Source organism: Acidibrevibacterium sp., assembly GCF_049965395.1.
GTDB classification, from domain to species: domain Bacteria; phylum Pseudomonadota; class Alphaproteobacteria; order Acetobacterales; family Acetobacteraceae; genus Acidibrevibacterium; species Acidibrevibacterium fodinaquatile.
On the sequence record NZ_JBMFWJ010000002.1, the window covers coordinates 1 to 15850 of the forward strand.

Sequence of the window (15850 nt, forward strand, 5' to 3'; positions counted from 1 at the left end):
GCCGCTCGTAATGGCGGTAATATTTGTCGGTGACGAGATCTGTCTTCACCAGCACACGGCATATCGATGTCACCCCTGGCGGCGGAAACTGGCATTGCCGATCCGTTCATCTGTGGTCTCAATCCCATGTCCCGTCGCCGGGACCGGTTTACGCGTGGTCTGCTACGAGCAGCCAGTTTCACGACACACGGGCAAGCGGTTCGCCAAACATGACTTTCGTAAATTTCAGCGACGGTAAGCCCTGGATTTCCGTCTAAGTTAACTGTTTATTAACAGTGCACCGAGGCAAGGTCAAGTTCATATGACCAATTCAGATAAAATTTAACGAAAAAAGCGACGCGATATCATGTTTTGAATTGATGTGCGGAAATTTCCCATTTTCGCACCAAACCAACGCCGATGACCACGGCAATCGCCGCCAAGCCGAGCAGCAGCGGCACCAGGAGACCGAAACGGGCAAAGGGCGGCGGCGGCAAAGCGCCCGGCACGGCGACCAACTTGATCCCGGTCTGGCCGAGCCCAAGCCGCGCGACTTCCCGCCCATGCGCATCGAACGCCGCGGAAATCCCGGTATTGGCGGCGCGCAGCAGCGGCAGACCTTCCTCGATCGCGCGCATCCGGGCGGCGGCGAGATGCTGGCGCGGCCCGGAGGAATTGCCGAACCAAGCATCGTTGGTGATGTTGACGAGAAGGCGCGGCCGCGCCGCTTCATCGACGATGGCATGAGGATAAATCGCCTCGTAGCAAATCAGCGGCGCCACCGGAACGAGACCGGGCAGAGTGAGCGTTTTCGGCCCCGAGCCGGGCGCAAAGCCGCCGCCGGGGACGATATCGACCGGCAGCGGCAGCCATTGCGGCTGATATTCGCCGCCCGGGACGAGATGGTATTTGTCATAGACGCCGATGACGTCGCCCTTACCGTCGAGCGCGATCAGGCTGTTGCGGGGCCGGCCATCGCGGCCGCGCCGAACCGATCCGACCAGCGCCGGCGCGCCGCCAGCAGCGATCGCGATCGCCCGGCGCGCCTCGGGATCGTCGAGCAGCGGATAGGGGCTCGCGGTTTCCGGCCAGATGACCAGCGTCTGCTCGACGCCGCCATGCCCGAGATCGGCATGCCCCTGGTCGGCGCGCCCCTGGTCGGCGCGATAGACCCCCTCGGAGGTGAGGTCGAGATAGCGGCGGAAGATGGTGATGGCGCGCTCCGGGCTCCATTTATCGCCCTCGGCGACATTGCCTTGGACCAGGATCGCGGTGATCCCCGGTGGCGCACCGGCCGGGCGGGCGCGCCAAACGGCACCAAACCCGGCCCAGGCGACGAGCAGCGCCGCCCCTGCGAGCCAGCCGCGCCGCCCGAGCGCGGGTAATCCTGCGAGCAGAACCGTGAGCCCGGTCACCCCCGGCGTGCCGACGAGCGCGATCGGTTGCAGCATGATCTCGCCGGCGACCCCCGGGAATGCCCACACGCTGGCCCAGGGATTCCACGGAAATCCGCCGCCCAAAAATTGCCGCGCGAGATCGCCCAGCATCCAGACCGCGGCAAACAGCAAAACCCGCCGCCACCCCGCCGCCACCAACCACGCCGCCAGCGCCGCGATCCCGATGAAGAGGGCGAGAATGGCGGCAAGGCCGGGCACCGCGATCGGCACGAACCACCAGAAATCGGCCGCTTCGATCAAAATCGCATCGGTGATCCAGTAAAGCCCGAACAAATGATGGCCGAAGCCGAAGGCGCACCCGAGCCAGAAGGCGTCTCGCGCCCGCGTGCTGGTGCCGATCAGAGCGAGCAGGCCGGGAATGGCGACGACCAGCACCGGCAGGCCGTAGAGTGGCGGCAAGGCTGCGGCGCTGAGGGCGCCGAGCACGCCCGCGGCGAGCAGCACCCGCCAGAAGCGACGCGGCGGCGCGCCGCCAGCCGCGGCCAATGTCATCGGCGTATCACCCGCTCCGCCGGGATGGCGCCGCCGGTGAGTGCGGCGACGATACATTCCGCCGCCATCACCCCCATGCGTTCGAAAGCGAGCGGCGTTACGCCGGCGACATGCGGGGTCGCGATCACGCGCGGATGGTTGCGCAGCGCCGCATCGGCCGGCGGGGGTTCGTCCTCGAACACGTCAAGGGCGGCGCCGGCGAGATGACCGCGGTCGAGCGCCTCACGCAGCGCCACCTCGTCGATCAGCCCGCCGCGCGCGGTATTGATGACGAAGGCGCCGGCGGGAAGCCGCGCGATCGCGGCGGCATCGATCAGATGCCGCGTCTCCGGGCGCAGCGGGCAATGGAGCGAGAGGATATCGGCGCGCGCGAGCAAGCTCGGCAGATCGGCGACGCGCTCGGCGCCGGCGAGCGGCGCCGCGCCCGGCGTTGTCGCGAAAACCCGCATCCCGAACGCGCCGGCGAGCCGCGCGACCTCGCGGCCGATCGCCCCGAAGCCGATCAAGCCGAGGCGTTTGCCCGCGACATCGCCGACCGCGCTCGCAGCCCCGCGCCAGCCGCCGCCGGCGATCACCGCGCCGAGCGGTTTCAGTTCCTTGACCAAGGCGAGGATGAGGGCGAGCGTGTGCTCGGCGACCGCGAGCGCGTTCGAGCCCGGTGCATTGGTGACGAGGATGCCGCGCGCCCGCGCCGCCGCGACATCGACCTCATCGACGCCGACCCCGTGGCGTGCGATGATTTTGAGTTTCGGCGCCGCCGCCATCACCGTATCGTCGACGCGGCCCTGACGGCAGAGAATGGCATCGGCGTCGATGTCGCGGGCGAGCATCGCGATCGCCTTGGCGTCCGGATAGGGCGGCATCAGATGGACGGCGCAGCCGGCCGCTTCGAGCAACGCCCGAGCCGCCGGCGCGAGCCCGGGCGCCGTCATGATGACCTGAAAACGCGCCATCGCCGCTCCCGTCACGTCAGGTGAGGGCGTCGCGCAATTGCCGCTCGTAATGGCGGTAATATTTGTCGGTGACGAGATCTGTCTTCACCAGCACGATGACGTCGGTGGTGTTGAACTGGTCGTCGATCACCGCGCCGTCGCCAACAAAGCCGCCGAGGCGGAGATAGCCCTTGATCAGCGGCGGCAGTTGCGCCGCAACCCGGCGCGGATCGACCGCGCCGACCGGCAGGCGGCGCATCTCGACATAGCGATGCGGCAAGGCACGCGGGCGAAGCGCCGGGGGCGCGAGGTGATTGTCATAAAGATAGGTCAGTTCGGCGCTCAGCGCCTCGGGCCGCGTGCCGGGGAGGCTCGCGCACCCGAACATGAGATCGATCCGATGCAGAAACACGTAAGCGGCGATGCCGCGCCAGAGCAATTGCATGGCGGCGCTGCCACGATAGCCGGCAGCAACGCAGGAGCGGCCGAGCTCCAGGATCTGCCCGGGATAGGCGATGAGGCGGCTGATATCGAATTCCCCCGCCGAGTAGAAACCGCCGGCGGCCTCGGCGGCGGCGCGGGTGATCAGCCGATACGTCCCGACCACCCCCTCCGGTCCCGGCCCGATCGCGTGGTCGACGACGATGAGATGGTCGGCGACATCATCGAAGCGGTCGCGGTCGCGATGGCGGGCGGCGATGTCGGGGGCAGGGCGGGCGCCCATCTCCTCGAAGAAAATGCGAAAGCGCAGCGCTTCGGCAGCGTCGATCTCGGCCGGGCTGCGCGCCAGCCGGACGCCGAGATGGCCACTGCGGAGTTCGCCGAAACCATGGATTGGGTTTCGGCGGACGGAAAAGGGCGCGGTCATCGCCGGGGTCCGATGGCAAGGGGGTGGGGAGCCGTCTCTTGGGTTGGCTCGCCGTTGGTCGCGGCACGTCGGCCGAACAGTTCGAGTCGCATTGAGACGAGATCGAAGCCGAGCCGCGCGGCGAGGCTGTGCAGCATGGCTTCGAGGGCAGGATCGGTGAATTCGATCACCCGGCCGCTATCGGCGTCGATCAGGTGATAGTGATGGCCATGCGCGGTCGCCTCGTAGCGGGCGCGGCCGCCGCCGAAATCGCGGCGTTCCAGGATGCCTTTTTCCTCGAGAAGCCGCACCGTGCGATAGACCGTCGCGATCGAGATACGGGCGTCAAGGGTGCTGGCGCGGCGATAGAGTTCCTCGACATCGGGATGATCTTCCGCCTCCGACAGGACGCGCGCGATGATCCGCCTCTGGCCGGTCATTTTGAGGCGACGTTCGATGCATAGGCGTTCGATACGCGATTCCATCGGATCCTCGGTCACCCGCCACCTGGGAGCCCCCGCGCGGGAAAGCCTCCGGGCGGGCGCGCCCATGGTGGTAGCCGATCCGCCCCACCCCTGTCGACCTCGTGCCGGCTCTCGAGCGCTTAACCCTTAAAGCGCAAGGTTCTGCCCGGCCCGCCCCGCGACCAGATCAACCGATCGCATGCAACCGATCATGGCCCGGCCGATCATAGCAGGGCGTTTATGCCCGGGCGGGGGCGTTGCTGGCAAGACACCGGCGCGCCGCGCGAGGATGGACGGCTCAGCCCTGATCGCGCGCCTTGGTGCCGAGGCCGATCTTCTTCGCGAGACTGGAGCGATGCTGGGCATAATTCGGCGCCACCATCGGGTAATCCGGCGGCAGATTCCAGCGCTCGCGATACTGTTCCGGGGTCATCCCATAGGATGTTTTGAGATGACGGCGCAACATTTTGAGCTTCTTGCCGTCTTCCAAGCAAATGATATAATCTGGAGCGATGGATTTCTTAATCGGCACCGCCGGTTGCAATTTCTCGACTTCCGGTTGCTCTTTGCCGATATTGGTCAATGTTTTATAGACATCCTGAATCAGATTCGGCAGCATATCCACCGAGACCGAATTGTTGGTGACATGCGCCGAGACGATTCTTGCCGTCAGCTCCAGAATATCAGGCGAGACTTTAGAGTCCATGGCAGATTTTTCCTCGATGTGTAATTATAACTCTCACATAAATCGTTTGTCGATGAGTCGCAACGGATATGTCGCTCGTGACTGAGAAAAATACACCGGAACGCAGTCCCGCCCCGGATCACACCCTCGATATCACGCGAGATCTTTGTCCGATGACGTTCGTCAGGACAAGACTTATGCTCGATCGCATGACGGAGGGGGAGACATTATTGGTGTTACTGAAAGGCGCCGAGCCGATCGCCAATGTTCCGCGCGCGGCGGCGGCGCTCGGGCATGGGATATTCGTTGGAGCCAAGGATTCTGAGGGAGTCGCGCGCGTTTTTATCAGGAAGGGGAGGGCGTTTGGCTGATCCCCCCGGCGGTTTCATTATCGCAATCTCTGCCCGGGGCCGCGGCGCGGCTGGCATCGAGCGCTGCCTGGAGGAGATAGGCGGCAGCAGCGCGATCGACGCTGGCGGCGCGCTTGCGCCGTGACAGATCGGCCTCATTGATCAGCATCCGGTTGACGGCAGCGCTGGACAGCCGCTCGTCCCAGAAAGCAAGCGCAAGAGAGGTGGCGTCCGCCAGGGCGCGCCCCCAGTCCCGCGCCGCCTGCGCCGATGGCCCCAAAGTGCCGTCAAGCGACAGTGGCAAGCCGACGACGACCCCACCGGCGCCTTCACGCGCCGCGATCGCCGCGATTTCGGCGGCGTTGTCGCGAAGACGCCGGCGCCGGAGGCTGCCATAGGGCGAGGCGATGCTGAGCGTTACGTCCGAGAGCGCAAGCCCGATCGTCTGGCTGCCCGGGTCGATCCCGATCAGCCGCATCCCCGGCGCAAGTGCTGCGCGAAGCGCCCGGAGTTCGGCCAGCAGGTTCGGGTTGCTGCGCGCCATGGCGACGGTTATGGTCCGCGCCCGCCCTGAGACCAAGCCGGAATTGACCAAGAGAGAATTTTTCCCATGTCGCTCGATCCCGCGACCGTCCGTCGCATCGCCCATCTCGCCCGCATCCATATCGAAGATGACGACATTCCGCGTCTGCAGGCCGAATTGAACGGCATCCTCGGCTGGGTCGAGCAACTCGCCGGCGTCGATGTCGAGGGGGTGCGGCCGCTTACCGGGGCGGCGGACATGGCTTTGCCGATGCGCGCGGACGAGATCACCGATGGCGGCATCCCGGAACAGATTCTCGCCAACGCGCCCGAGCGCGCCGGCGATTACTTCGTCGTCCCCAAGGTGGTTGAATGACCCTCACCGATCTCACGATTGCGCAGGCGTGCGCCGGCTTGCGCGAGAAAAAATTCTCCGCCCGCGCATTGACCGAGGCGCATCTCGCGGCGATCGAGACACTCAACCCGCAGCTCAACGCCTTCATCACCGTCACCCCGGATCTCGCCCTGGCGCAGGCGGATGAAGCCGATAGGGCACTGCGGGACGGTAAAGCCGGGGCGCTCGCCGGCATTCCGCTTGCCATCAAGGATCTCTTTTGCACCGCCGGGGTGCGCACCACCGCGGCGAGCCGAATTCTGGAGAACTTCGTCCCGCCCTATGAAAGCACGGTGACGGCGAAGCTGCGCGCGGCGGGCGCGGTATTCCTCGGCAAAGCCAATCTCGACGAATTCGCCATGGGGTCATCGAACATGACCTCGGCCTTCGGGCCGGTGACCAATCCCTGGCGGCGGGCCGGCGATGAGGCGGCGCTCGTTCCTGGCGGCTCCTCCGGCGGCTCGGCGGCCGCGGTTGCGGCGCGGCTCGCGCTCGGAGCCACCGGCACCGACACGGGCGGCTCGATCCGCCAGCCAGCCTCTTTTTGCGGCATCGTCGGCATGAAGCCGACCTATGGCCGCTGCTCGCGTTACGGCATCATCGCCTTTGCCTCCTCGCTCGATCAAGCCGGGCCGATGGCCCGCACCGTCGAGGATTGCGCGATTTTGCTTGGCGCCATGGCTGGGTTCGATCCCAAGGACAGCACTTCCGCCGATCGCCCGGTGCCAAACTTCGCCGCCGCCTGTGGGGAGGGCGTCGAGGGGCTCAAGATCGGCTTCGTGTCTGGTCTCCCGATTCCCAACATGCCGGGGGCGGATGCAGATGCAGACGTTATCGCCCGCATGCTCGACGATGCGGATAAGTGGCTTTGCCGCGACGACGACGGCGCAACCCGGGTGGATGTTACCCTTCCGCGGTTGCAACACGCGCTCCCCACCTACTACATCATCGCCCCGGCCGAGGCATCCTCCAACCTCGCGCGTTACGACGGCGTGCGTTTTGGGCGCCGCGCGGACGGTGCCGATCTGATCGAGATGTATGAACGCACCCGCGCCGAAGGTTTCGGCGATGAGGTCAAGCGCCGCATCCTGATCGGAACCTATGTGCTCTCGGCCGGCTATTATGATGCCTATTATCTTCGCGCGCAGAAAATCCGCCGGCTTATTTACGAGGATTTTCGAAAGGCGTTCGAGACCTGCGACGTGATCGTTTTGCCAACGGCGCCGACGGTCGCCTTTGCACAAAACGAAAAAATCGAAGACCCGCGTCTCATGTATCTCAACGATATTTACACGGTCCCGGTCAATCTTGCGGGGCTGCCGGCGATTTCGGTGCCCGTGACAGTGACGCCCGACCATGCCGCCGGCGGCGGGCTGCCGCTCGGCTTGCAGGTGATCGGCAGACCGTTCGAGGAGGAAAAGGTGTTTGCGGTTGCGGCGGCGATCGAGAAGGCGGCGGGATTTTCGGCGCGGCCGGCGCTCCGTGCGGGGGCGGCGCGATGAGCTACGTGATCGAGGGCAAAACCGGCCCGTGGGAACTCGTCATCGGGCTTGAAGTCCACGCCCAGGTGATCTCGAAGGCCAAACTTTTTAGCGGCGCCGCGACCGCGTTTGGCGCTGCGCCAAACAGCCAGGTGAGTTTCATTGATGCCGCGTTTCCCGGCATGCTGCCGGTGATCAACCGCGAATGCGTCGCCCAGGCGGTCCGCACCGGGCTCGGGCTCAACGCCGAAATCCATCTCGAGAGCCGGTTCGACCGCAAGAATTATTTTTACGCCGATCTCCCCGCCGGCTATCAGATCAGCCAGTATCAACACCCGATCGTCGGGCGCGGCGTGATCGAAATCGAACTCGCCGACGGCACGGTGCGTGAAATCGGCATCACTCGCCTCCATCTCGAGCAGGATGCCGGCAAATCGCTGCATGATCAGCATCCGGCGAAAACCTATATCGATCTCAACCGCGCTGGCGTTGCGTTGATGGAGATCGTGAGCGAGCCCGATTTGCGCAGCCCCGAGGAAGCCGGCGCTTACCTGCGCAAGCTGCGCACCATTTTGCGCTATCTCGGCACCTGCGATGGCAACATGGATGAGGGCTCGATGCGCGCCGACGTCAATGTTTCGGTGCGTCGCGCCGGCGAGGATTTCCGCACCCGCTGCGAGGTCAAGAACGTGAACTCGGTGCGCTTCGTGATGCAGGCGATCGAAGCGGAAGCGCGGCGCCAGATTGCGGTTTGGGAGGAAGGCGGCGTCGTTTCGCAGGAAACCCGCCTGTTTGAGCCCGGGCGCGGCATTACGCGAAGCATGCGCAGCAAGGAAGACGCGCATGATTACCGCTATTTCCCCGACCCCGATCTGCTACCGCTGGTGCTCGATCCCGCCTGGGTCGAGGCACTGCGCCGGGATTTGCCGGAACTGCCGGACGCGAAAAAGCAGCGTTTCATCAAAGATTACGGGCTTCCCGCCTATGACGCCGGGGTCTTGGTCGCCGAGCAGGCGAGCGCCGATTATTTCGAGGCGGTGGCGCGCGGGCGCGATGGCAAATTCGCCGCGAACTGGGTGATCGGCGATCTTTTCGCGGCCTTGAATCGCACCGGGCGGACGATCGAGACCTCGCCGGTCTCGGCGCTCGCGCTCGGGCAACTCCTCGATCTGATCTCAGACGGCACGATCAATGGCCGCATCGCCAAAGACGTGTTCGAGGAGATGGTCGAGAGCGGCGCCGCGCCTGGCGAGATCGTCGAGCGCAAAAATCTTCGCCAGGTCACCGATACCGGTGCGATCGAGCGGGCGATCGCCGCCGTGCTCGCGGCCAACGCCGACAAGGTCGCAGAATACAAGGCGGGCAAGGAGAAATTATTCGGCTTTTTCGTCGGCCAGGTGATGAAGGCAATGGCGGGGAAGGGCAATCCCGCGCTCGTCAACGACGTGCTTCGCCGCCTGCTCGGCTGACGCGCCGGCCATGGCGCGCGCGGCTCGGCTCGCCCTTTGTGGGATCGAGGCGCTGGCGGCGGCGCTGGTCATCCTCGAGGTCGTGATCCTTTTCGCCGGCGTCGTGGCGCGCTACGGCTTCGACAGCCCCTTGCTGTGGTCGGACGAACTCGCCGGCGCCCTCTTTTTGTGGCTTGCCATGCTCGGCGCCGCGATCGCGCTCTGGCGGGGCGAGCATATGCGGCTTGCGACCCTCGTCGGCCGCGCGCCGCCCGCGCTGCGCGCCCGGCTCGAGGCACTCGCCAATGCCATCGTCATGGTGTTCGTGCTCGAAATCATCCGCCCCGCCTATGCCTACATGATCACCCAATGGCCGGTGAGCAGCCCGGCGCTGGCATTTTCCGATGGCCTGCGCGTCGCCGCCCTCGTCGTCGGCGCGGCGCTGATGCTGGTGATCGCGGCCTTTCGCCTGTTCGCGGCCGGCGGCTTTCGCGGCGGGCTTGCGGCGCTCGCGATGACGGGCGTGGTTGCCTTCGCGCTCACCCTGCTTGAGCCGCTGTTTCTTCGTCTCGGCAACGGCAATCTGGTGCTCTTCTTCGTCGGCCTGGTCGGCTTCGCGGTTGCGATCGGCGTGCCGATTGCGTTTGCCTTCGGTACCGCGACCTTGAGCTATCTCGCGCTCACCACCCATATCCCGCTCGGCATCGTCGTCAGCCGGATGGATGGTGGCATGTCGGGGATGGTGCTGCTCGCGGTGCCGCTGTTCATTTTTCTCGGCCTTCTGATCGAGATGACGGGGCTTGCGCGCGCGATGATCGATTTCCTCGCCGGCCTTCTCGGTCATGTCCGGGGCGGCCTCGCTTACGTGCTGATCGTCGCGATGTATCTGGTCTCGGGGATTTCCGGCTCGAAAGCCGCCGACATGGCGGCGGTGGCGCCGGCTTTGTTTCCGGAAATGCGCGCGCGTGGCGCGCGGCCGGGCCAGCTGGTCGCGCTCCTCGCCGCCTCGGGGGCGATGGCCGAGACCATTCCGCCGAGCCTGGTTCTGATCACCATCGGGTCGGTGACCGGGGTTTCCATCGCCGGCCTTTTCAATGGCGGCGTCCTGCCCGCAGCCCTCGGCGCGCTCGGCCTTGCTCTGGTGGTGTTTTTCGAGGCGCGGCGCGAACCGTTCGCCGCCGCGCCGCGGGTCTCGAAACGCGAGGTCGCGCGCCGTTTCCTGATCGCCTTGCCGGCGCTGGTGCTGCCGTTTCTGATCCGCGCCGCGGTGGTGGACGGCATCGCGACCGCGACCGAGGTTTCGACCGTCGGCGTCGTCTATGTCGTGCTCGCCGGGCTATTCTTTTATCGCCAATTCGCGTGGCGCCGGCTCGGCGCCATTCTCGTCGAAACCGCGTCCCTTTCGGGGGCGATTCTCCTCATTATCGGCACCGCGACCGCGATGGGCTGGGCGCTGACGCAATCGGGCTTCGCGCGCGCCCTTGTCGCCGCCGTCAGCGCGATGCCGGGCGGGCGGGCGGGGTTTTTTGCCGCCTCCATCGCCGCCTTCGCGGTGCTCGGGTCGGTTTTGGAGGGGATTCCGGCGATCATCCTGTTCGGCCCGCTGTTGTTTCCCGCCGCCCGCGCGCTCCAGATCGCGGAAATCCATTATGCCATCGTCGTCGTCCTCGCGATGGGGCTTGGTCTCTTCGCGCCGCCCTTCGGGGTCGGCTTTTATGCCGCCTGTGCGATCGGGAAAATATCGCCGGACGCCGCGATCGGGCGCATTTGGGCCTATCTCGGCGTGCTCCTGGTCGCGGTTCTGCTGGTCGCTGCGTTCCCGGTTCTCTCGCTCGGCTGGCGCTGATCGCGCAGCCCTGCCTTGCCCAGCCGCGGCCTTGCGGGATCGCCGGTTTGGGGGGATGCTCGCCGCATACGAAAAGCGAGGCGCCGACGCGCCAGGTGAGGTGAGGAGATGCAGGCCTTCCGATTCGATGCGATCGATCTGCCGCCAGAGGCCATCGCGGCGCGGGCGCGGGTGCGCGCGTTTCTCGCCGAGGAGGGAGCGCGACGTCATTTCGTCCCCTATCGCAATTCCTGGAATAGCTTCGATCCCGACTTCACCCGCCGCGCTGGCGCCGCCGGCTTCATCGGCGTCACCTGGCCGCGTGCCTATGGCGGGGCGGCGCAATCGCCGCTGGTGCGCTTCGTCATCACCGCCGAGATGCTGGCCGCCGGCGCCCCGTGTGGCGCCCATTGGATCGCCGATCGCCAATCCGGGCCGCAGATTTTGCGCAATGGCTCAGAGCGCGCGCGGCGTGAAATCCTGCCGCGTATCGCGGCTGGGGAGTGCTATTTCGCGATCGGCATGAGCGAGCCGAATTCCGGCTCCGACCTCGCCGCGACCCGCACCAGCGCCCGGCGCGACGGCGAGGATTGGCTGATCAACGGCCAGAAAATCTGGACCTCGAACGCCCATCGCGCGCATTATTTGATCGCGCTCACCCGCACCGGCGAGGCCGGACCGGACCGGCATGGCGGGCTCACGCAATTCATCGTCGATCTCTCGCGCCCCGGCGTCACCGTGCGGCCGATCCGCAATCTCGCCGGCGGGCATGAGTTCAACGAGGTGTTTTTCGACGATTATCGCGTGCCCGACGATATGCGTGTCGGCGGCGTCGGCGAGGGCTGGCGGATGGTGACGTCCGAACTCGCCTTCGAGCGCTCGGGGCCGGATCGCTTTCTCTCCGATTACCGGCTTCTGGTCGAGCTGATCGAGCGTCTGCGCGAAAACCCCGGCGCGCGCGAGGAAATCGCCATCGGCCGGTTGGTTGCGCATCTCGCGGCGCTGTTGCGCATGTCGACGGCGGTTGCGGGGCTGCTCGATCGCGGCGAAAACCCGGCGGTGGAGGCGGCCTTGGTCAAGGATGTCGGCACCGCGTTCGAACGCGAAATTCCGGAAATCGCCCGGCTTTTGGTCGCAAGCCAGCCGAGCTTTGACGCCGAGGATCCGTTCTCGCAAGCTTTGGCGCAGGTGACGCTGCACGCGCCTTCCTTCACGCTGCGCGGCGGCACGCGCGAGATCCTGCGCGGGATGATCGCCCGCGGCCTCGGGCTTCGGTGAGGGAGAGAGCGATGGCCGACAGCGAAATTTTTACGATTCTCCGGGATCAGACCGATCGCCTGCTCGCCGAGCACGTCACGCGCGAGGCGCTCGCCGCCGCCGATGGCGGGGCGTGGCCAGAGGCGCTGTGGACGACGCTGGAGGAAGCCGGCCTGCCGCTCGCGATGGTGCCAGAAGCGGCCGGCGGCGCCGGGCTCGCGCCCGCCGAAGCGCTCCTTTTGCTCCGCCGCGCCGGCTATCACGCACTGCCGCTGCCGCTCGGGGAAACCATGCTGGCCAACGCGCTCTGGGTCGCGGCCGGTGGGCGTGCGATCGCGGGGCCGGTGACGCTTGCGCCAACGGCCGCCGAGGATGTGATCGAAATGACCTTAGCGGGGGGCAAAACAACGGTGCATGGCCATCTCGCCGGCGTTCCCTGGGGCGAGCGGGCGACGCTGCTCGTCCTCGCCCGCGCCGCCGACGGCGCCGATCACCTCGCCTTGCTGGCGCCGCCGAGTTTGGCCGCGAAGCCGCGCCGCAATCTCGCCGGCGAGCCGCGGCCGACCCTTCAGCTCGACGGCGCTATCGCCATTGAAACCCGCACGGCGCCACCGCTCGCGCAAGCCGGCATGCGCGCGCTCGGCGCCGCCTTGCGGGCGCAGCAGATGGTCGGCGCGATGGAGCACGCGCTCGACCACGCCCTTACTTACGCGAACGAGCGCCAGCAATTCGGCCGCCCGATCGGCAAGTTCCAGGCGGTGCAGCACATGCTCGCCGAGGCCGCCGGGCACTTCGCCGCCGCGACCGCCGCCGCCGATGGCATGATCGCCGCGTTCGGCGGCGGCGATATGCTGCTCGCGGCCGCGGTCGCCAAGGCGCGCGTGGGCGAAGCGGCGGGCAAGGTCGCCGAAATCGCCCACCAGGTGCATGGCGCGATGGGCTTCACGCAGGAACACACGCTGCATTTCCTCACCCGCCGGCTTTGGTCCTGGCGCGATGAATTCGGCAACGAGGCGGAATGGCAGCGCCTCATCGGCCGCCGCGTCCTTGCGGCCGGCGGGGCGGCGCTGTGGCCGATGCTGGCCGGCGCATGAGCGAGAAGAATCGGACACACGCCGGCGCGCCTCTCACCGGGGTCAGGTTACTCGATCTCACCACCGTTATCATGGGGCCGTTCGCAAGCCACATCCTCGCCGATCTCGGCGCCGACGTGATCAAGATCGAGAGCCCCGAAGGCGATCTCCTGCGCCAATACCGCCCCTCACGCTCGCCCGGGATGAGCGGGGTATTTCTCAACTTGCACCGCAATAAGCGGAGCGTGGTGCTTGATTTAAAGAAGAAATCCCATTGTGTGGCGCTCGATCGGCTGATCGCCGGGGCGGATGTCTTTCTCCACAATATCCGCCCGCAGGCGATCGCCCGGCTCGGCTATACCTATGAGCGGGTGCGGGCGCTCAACCCCGATATCATCTATTGCGGCGCCTATGGTTTCGCGGCCGCCGGCCCCTATGGCGAGAAAGCCGCCTATGACGATCTGATTCAGGCGGGATCGGGGATCGCCGGCCTGTTCGCGGCGATCGACGGCGTGCCGCGCTATGCGCCGACGGTGATCTGCGACAAACTCACCGGCCAGGCGATCGCCTATGCCATTCTCGCCGCCCTGTTCGCGCGGGCGCGCGGCGGCGGCGGGCAGGCGATCGAGGTGCCGATGTTCGAGACCACGATCGAATTCAACCTCGTCGAGCACATCACCGGCGCTGCCTTCGTCCCCCCGCTCGGGCGCGCCGGCTTCGGGCGGCTTTTGAACATGCGGCGCAAGCCCTATCGCACCGCCGACGGCTATGCCTGCATCCTCCCTTATTCCGATCGCAACTGGCAGGATTTCTACGAATTCACCGGTCGCGTCGAATTCAAGAGTGACCCGCGCTTTACCCGCCTTGCCGAGCGCGTGCAAAACATCGATATCCTCTATGCCATGATCGAAGAGGAAGCGCCCAAGCACAGCACAGCCGAGTGGGTCGCGTTTTGCGACCGGGTGTCGATCCCGTGCATGCCGGTTTTGAGCCTCGATGAGTTGGAGGATGACCCGCAGGTCATCGCCTCGGGGCTCTTTGCCGAGGCCGAACACCCGAGCGAAGGGCGTTATCGCAGCGTCCGCCGGCCGGTGACGTTCAGCGCCGATCCCTTCGCGATCCGCCGTCACGCGCCGCGTTTGGGCGAGCATACCGAGGAGGTTCTGGCCGAAGCCGGGCTCGATCGCGCAGAGATTACCGCAATCCTCGGCGATGTCGCGGCAAAGGCGCGAGTGGATGCGCCTAATCCAGAGCCAGCGGGCGAACGCTGAGCATGGCGCACCCCGAGCCGATCGCCTTCCGGCCGCTCATCGTCGGTCTTGGCGGCACCACGCGGCCGGATTCGGTGACCGAGCGGCTTCTCGCCATCGCGCTCGACGCCGCCGCGGCGCTGGGCGCCGAGACCGTGCTGATCGGGAGTGCCGCATTGCAGATGCCGATGTATGACCCGGCGGAGACCGATTTCTCGCCGGCGGCGCGGCACCTCGTCGATGTGATCCGGCGCTGTGACGGGCTGATCATCGCGTCCCCCGGCTATCACGGCACGATCTCGGGCATGATTAAGAACGCGATCGACCATATCGAAATGCTGCGTGACGACCCCAGGCCCTATCTCGAGGGCCGCGCCGTCGGTTGCTTGGTGTCCGCCCATGGCTGGCAGGCGACCGGGACGACGCTGGTTGCGCTTCGCTCGGTCATACATGCGCTGCGCGGCTGGCCGACGCCGTTCGGTGCCGCGATCAATGCCGCGCAGCCCTTGTTCGACGAGACCGGCGCTTGCACCAATGCCGTGGTGCGCGGGCAGATCGAGCTGGTCGGGCGCCAAGTCATGGAATTCGCGCGAATGTGGGGTGGGTATGGACGCGGGTGAGGCGCTGCCGCGTAGCGTGCCGCTCGAGGGCGCGAGCAATGTCCGCGATCTCGGCGGCTATCGCGGCGCCGAGGGCCGGGTGGTGCGCTTTGGCATGGTATTCCGTTCGGCGAGCCTTGCGCGGCTCACCGCCACAGATCAGCAACGCCTGGCAACTCTCGGCATTCGCAGCATTTGCGATTTCCGCGGCCGGCGCGAGCGGGCACACGCACCGTCACAGCTCAAGGGCTTGCGCGGCGTTCAGGTGCATTCCCTGCCGATCGAACCGCGCGTCGGCGCCTCGCTTGCCGATATCGTCGCAACCGGGCGGGCAAGCGGTGAGGATGTGCTGGCGATTTTGCGCCGCGCCTATCTCGCCTATGTCGGCGATCACGCGGCGAGCTACCGGGCGCTGTTTCAACTCCTGCTACAGCCGGGCTTCACGCCGCTTTTGTTCCATTGCTCGGCCGGGAAGGACCGCACCGGCTATGGCGCGGCGCTTTTCCTCGCGGCACTCGGGGTGTCGTTCGAGCAAATCCTCGAGGATTATCTCGCGACCAACCGGCTCTGGGAAGCCGATAGCGCGCTGGCCCGCGATCTGCCGCCCGAACTCGCCGAGCCGTTGCTCCGCGTCCATCCCGAGCTGCTGATCGCCGCCTTTGACGAGATTCGCGGCCGTTTCGGCTCGCTCGAGCATTATTTCGCGGCGATGCTCGGCCTCGATCGCGAGGCGCGGGCGCGGCTGCAGGCGCGATTCCTGGTGTGAGTCCACGTCCGCTCACACTTCTATAACGA

General features: G+C 66.4%; 16 protein-coding genes. 10 read left to right on the forward strand and 6 right to left on the reverse strand.

From position 1 onward, the window contains the following. Positions 1-344: 344 nt before the first annotated feature. The 5 genes from lnt to ACP5M5_RS01000 form a co-directional block, all read right to left on the reverse strand. The gene (gene lnt, locus ACP5M5_RS00980; RefSeq protein WP_427934945.1) at positions 345-1928 is read right to left on the reverse strand and encodes an apolipoprotein N-acyltransferase; all 1584 of its coding nucleotides are present in this window, start codon (positions 1926-1928) and stop codon (positions 345-347) included. Then, entirely contained in the window at positions 1925-2881 is a 957-nt protein-coding gene (locus ACP5M5_RS00985) for a hydroxyacid dehydrogenase (protein ID WP_427934946.1), read from the reverse strand. The genes lnt and ACP5M5_RS00985 overlap by 4 nt, the downstream gene beginning before the upstream one ends. 16 nt (positions 2882-2897) lie before the next feature. Then, the gene (locus ACP5M5_RS00990; protein WP_427934947.1) at positions 2898-3728 is read right to left on the reverse strand and encodes a GNAT family N-acetyltransferase; all 831 of its coding nucleotides are present in this window, start codon (positions 3726-3728) and stop codon (positions 2898-2900) included. Next, on the reverse strand, positions 3725-4192 hold the full coding sequence (locus ACP5M5_RS00995; protein ID WP_427934948.1) for a Fur family transcriptional regulator: 468 nt from the start codon (positions 4190-4192) through the stop codon (positions 3725-3727). The genes ACP5M5_RS00990 and ACP5M5_RS00995 overlap by 4 nt, the downstream gene beginning before the upstream one ends. 277 nt (positions 4193-4469) lie before the next feature. Continuing rightward, positions 4470-4877 carry a MucR family transcriptional regulator gene (locus tag ACP5M5_RS01000; RefSeq protein ID WP_114912045.1) on the reverse strand — a complete coding sequence of 136 codons (408 nt, stop codon included), beginning with the start codon at positions 4875-4877 and terminating at the stop codon, positions 4470-4472. A 176-nt stretch (positions 4878-5053) separates the two neighbouring features. On the opposite strand from ACP5M5_RS01000, the gene ACP5M5_RS01005 reads away from it, so the two are divergent. Beyond that, complete coding sequence (locus ACP5M5_RS01005) at positions 5054-5227, forward strand: sulfurtransferase TusA family protein (protein WP_427935120.1); 174 nt, start codon at positions 5054-5056, stop codon at positions 5225-5227. Here the strand turns inward: ACP5M5_RS01005 and ruvX are convergent. Next, on the reverse strand, positions 5202-5684 hold the full coding sequence (ruvX, locus tag ACP5M5_RS01010; protein ID WP_427935121.1) for a Holliday junction resolvase RuvX: 483 nt from the start codon (positions 5682-5684) through the stop codon (positions 5202-5204). The two genes, ACP5M5_RS01005 and ruvX, sit on opposite strands and share 26 nt — an antisense overlap. A gap of 132 nt (positions 5685-5816) precedes the next feature. On the opposite strand from ruvX, the gene gatC reads away from it, so the two are divergent. The 9 genes from gatC (at position 5817) to ACP5M5_RS01055 (ending at position 15821) form a co-directional block, all read left to right on the forward strand. After that, positions 5817-6104, forward strand: coding sequence for an Asp-tRNA(Asn)/Glu-tRNA(Gln) amidotransferase subunit GatC (gatC, locus tag ACP5M5_RS01015; RefSeq protein WP_427934951.1), 288 nt, complete (start codon positions 5817-5819; stop codon positions 6102-6104). Beyond that, positions 6101-7624 carry an Asp-tRNA(Asn)/Glu-tRNA(Gln) amidotransferase subunit GatA gene (gatA, locus tag ACP5M5_RS01020; protein ID WP_427934953.1) on the forward strand — a complete coding sequence of 508 codons (1524 nt, stop codon included), beginning with the start codon at positions 6101-6103 and terminating at the stop codon, positions 7622-7624. Before gatC ends, gatA begins: the two co-directional genes overlap by 4 nt. Next, the gene (gene gatB, locus ACP5M5_RS01025; protein WP_427934954.1) at positions 7621-9072 is read left to right on the forward strand and encodes an Asp-tRNA(Asn)/Glu-tRNA(Gln) amidotransferase subunit GatB; all 1452 of its coding nucleotides are present in this window, start codon (positions 7621-7623) and stop codon (positions 9070-9072) included. The genes gatA and gatB overlap by 4 nt, the downstream gene beginning before the upstream one ends. A gap of 10 nt (positions 9073-9082) precedes the next feature. Next, complete coding sequence (locus ACP5M5_RS01030) at positions 9083-10897, forward strand: TRAP transporter large permease subunit (RefSeq protein WP_274965390.1); 1815 nt, start codon at positions 9083-9085, stop codon at positions 10895-10897. A 108-nt stretch (positions 10898-11005) separates the two neighbouring features. Beyond that, positions 11006-12154 carry an acyl-CoA dehydrogenase family protein gene (locus ACP5M5_RS01035; RefSeq protein ID WP_427934956.1) on the forward strand — a complete coding sequence of 383 codons (1149 nt, stop codon included), beginning with the start codon at positions 11006-11008 and terminating at the stop codon, positions 12152-12154. A gap of 11 nt (positions 12155-12165) precedes the next feature. Further along, complete coding sequence (locus ACP5M5_RS01040) at positions 12166-13227, forward strand: acyl-CoA dehydrogenase family protein (RefSeq protein ID WP_427934957.1); 1062 nt, start codon at positions 12166-12168, stop codon at positions 13225-13227. Further along, positions 13224-14477: a CaiB/BaiF CoA transferase family protein gene (locus tag ACP5M5_RS01045; protein ID WP_427934958.1), complete on the forward strand. Its 1254-nt coding sequence runs from the start codon at positions 13224-13226 to the stop codon at positions 14475-14477. Before ACP5M5_RS01040 ends, ACP5M5_RS01045 begins: the two co-directional genes overlap by 4 nt. 2 nt (positions 14478-14479) lie before the next feature. Next, positions 14480-15076, forward strand: coding sequence for an NADPH-dependent FMN reductase (locus ACP5M5_RS01050; protein ID WP_427934959.1), 597 nt, complete (start codon positions 14480-14482; stop codon positions 15074-15076). After that, the gene (locus tag ACP5M5_RS01055) at positions 15063-15821 is read left to right on the forward strand and encodes a tyrosine-protein phosphatase (RefSeq protein ID WP_427934961.1); all 759 of its coding nucleotides are present in this window, start codon (positions 15063-15065) and stop codon (positions 15819-15821) included. The genes ACP5M5_RS01050 and ACP5M5_RS01055 overlap by 14 nt, the downstream gene beginning before the upstream one ends. The last annotated feature ends 29 nt before the right edge of the window (positions 15822-15850 follow it).